Source organism: uncultured Campylobacter sp., from assembly GCF_937997465.1.
Classification (GTDB): Bacteria; Campylobacterota; Campylobacteria; order Campylobacterales; family Campylobacteraceae; genus Campylobacter_A.
In genome coordinates, this window is record NZ_CALKTQ010000186.1 from 1 (window position 1) to 2,168 (window position 2,168).

Annotated in this window: 2 protein-coding genes; both read left to right on the forward strand. The window is 43.2% G+C overall.

Annotated features, from left to right (window positions below):
* Positions 1-66 precede the first annotated feature (66 nt).
* A complete protein-coding gene (locus Q0546_RS06010; protein WP_298791421.1) occupies positions 67-1,503 on the forward strand; it encodes a catalase in 1,437 nt (478 codons plus the stop codon).
* The gene (locus Q0546_RS06015) at positions 1,500-1,988 is read left to right on the forward strand and encodes an ankyrin repeat domain-containing protein (RefSeq protein WP_298791423.1); all 489 of its coding nucleotides are present in this window, start codon (positions 1,500-1,502) and stop codon (positions 1,986-1,988) included. Before Q0546_RS06010 ends, Q0546_RS06015 begins: the two co-directional genes overlap by 4 nt.
* The last annotated feature ends 180 nt before the right edge of the window (positions 1,989-2,168 follow it).

The window sequence follows — 2,168 nt, forward strand, 5'->3', positions numbered from 1 at the left end:
TTAAGAAAAATTTTATTCTTAATAAGTATAATTCCGAAATAACAATTTTTATTAAAAAGGAAAAATATGAAAAAACTAACCACCACTTCAGGCAATCCGATAGCCGACAATCAAAACTCGCTTACTGCGGGTAGTCGCGGCGGCATAATGCTACAAGATTATCAACTACTTGAAAAACTAGCCCACCAAAACAGAGAACGCATCCCGGAAAGAGCCGTCCATGCAAAAGGTAGCGCTGCGTACGGTACGCTAGAGATCACGCACGATATCTCGCGCTATACGAAAGCAAATGTCTTGCAAAAAGGCGAGAAAACGAGACTGTTCCTGAGATTTTCTACCGTAGCCGGAGAGGCCGGAGCGGCTGATGCCGAGCGCGACGTAAGGGGCTTTGCGATTAAATTTTACACAAAAGAGGGTAACTGGGACTTAGTCGGAAACAACACTCCGATTTTTTTCATCAAAGACCCGTATAAATTCCCAGATTTCATCCATACTCAAAAACGCGACCCGCGCACGCATCTACGCTCAAACGAAGCCGCTTGGGATTTTTGGAGCTTAAGCCCTGAAACTATGCACCAAGTTACGATTTTAATGAGCGACCGCGGCATACCTGCTAGCTACCGCCATATGCATGGATTTGGCAGCCACACCTATAGCTTTATAAATGACAAAAACGAGAGATTTTGGGTCAAATTTCACTTTAAAACTCGTCAAGGCATTAAAAATTTAACCAACGATGAAGCCGCGCAAATAATCGCAAAAGACAGGGAGAGCAACCAAAGAGACCTCTTTGAAAGCATAGAAAAAGGAGATTTTCCAAGTTGGGATTTTAAAATCCAAATAATGACCCAAGATCAAGCAAAAAGCGTCAAATTTAACCCATTTGACCTAACCAAAACATGGTCTCATAAGGAATTTCCGCTTATCGACGTTGGCGTCATGACACTAAATGAAAACCCTAAAAATTACTTCAACGAAGTAGAGCAAGCCGCATTTAGCCCGTCAAATATAGTCCCTGGTATCAGCTTTAGCCCTGATAAAATGCTTCAAGCAAGAATCTTTAGCTATCCGGACGCTCAAAGATATCGCATAGGCACGCACTACGCACAACTAAGCGTAAATCGTCCGATAAGCGAAATAAACACCTACGTCACGGGCGGTGCGATGAATAACGGAATGTACGAACTCGACGATAAAGCCTACTATGAGCCAAACAGCTTTGGCGGCGGCAAAGAGGATAGAAGCCTGCTAGAGCCTGATATAAATTTAGAAGGCGCAATGCAACGATACGACCATAGAGCCGAGGATCAGGATTATTACTCGCAACCTAGAGCGCTTTTTGCTCTAATGAACGATAGCCAAAAATCACAGCTTTTTAGCAATATCGCAGAGAGCATGGCTGGTGTGAGCGAAGCGATAAAAGAGCGCGCAATAGGGCATTTTGAGCAAATCTCGCCAGAGTACGCAAACGGCGTCAATGCAGCGCTAAAGGCTAAAATTTGACAAATTTAACGCAGGCTGAAGAGCAAAGATATAGCGAACTTTGCGCCATGGCGCTTGATTTTGCTAGACAAGACGAAGCAGACGAGCTAGAAAAGATGATAAAGGCGGGGCTTAGCGTAAATTTAAAATCAGCCAAAGGCGATACGCTTTTGATGCTAGCTAGTTATAACAATGCTCTAAATACCGTAAATATGCTGCTCTCAAACGGCGCTAGAGTAGATGAACGCAACGACCGCGGGCAAACTCCGCTTGCGGGCGCTGCGTTTAAGGGGCACTTAGATGTAGTAAAAGCGCTAGTTAACGCTGGGGCCGATATCGAAGCAAATAATGGTCTGGGTATGACGCCTTGGGCTTTTGCGGTGATGTTTGGCAGAAGCGAAACGGCAAAATTTTTACTTAGCAAACGTAAAAAAGAAAATATATTTCAAAAACTAGCGGTTAAGTTTTTAGAAATTTTTAGCAACAAGAGTGCAAAAATCGCCTAAATTTGACTTATTTACAACCTTATAAACTCCGCCTGATTTGAGGCGGGGTTTAGAAACTTTAACACAGGCAACTAAAGATAGGAAACGGTAGCGTATTTTACAAATTCGCTCAATTTAATCAACCCGAGCAAGGCTGGCTTATGTCGATCACGCAAGCTTGTAAAGGGTTAAATTTAGAGG

Bases quoted from the DNA above. Each gene is read 5' to 3' on its own strand.
- Q0546_RS06010 (WP_298791421.1), top strand. From the start codon at position 67: ATGAAAAAACTAACCACCACTTCAGGCAATCCGATAGCCGACAATCAA.